Below are 205 nucleotides of genomic sequence, written 5' to 3'. Positions count from 1 at the left end.
AGATATTTTGAGGACCGGACCTTCGTGTCTTCAGGCAGCAGACCATCGGCCTTCATTTCGCGCACCGCGCGGTGCGAGGCGGCATAGCCGTCGAGCGTGATGGTCTCCGGCGGCTGGCCCTGACGCTGCCCGGTACAGGTAGACCCACCTGCCGCGAATCTTCAGGTAAGTCTCATAGACACGCCACGAGCGACCCGCAGGTGTA

1 pseudogene is annotated in these 205 nt (G+C 62.4%); it reads right to left on the bottom strand.

Annotation, left to right across the window (positions count from 1 at the left end):
* Positions 1-205: pseudogene (locus tag VSR34_RS39430) on the bottom strand (DDE-type integrase/transposase/recombinase); the annotation flags it as partial.

This window comes from Paraburkholderia sp. JHI2823, from assembly GCF_038900695.1.
Lineage (GTDB): Bacteria > Pseudomonadota > Gammaproteobacteria > Burkholderiales > Burkholderiaceae > Paraburkholderia > Paraburkholderia mimosarum.
Note: the sequence above shows the minus strand (reverse complement) of the source record. Positions and strands in the feature narration are given on the sequence as shown.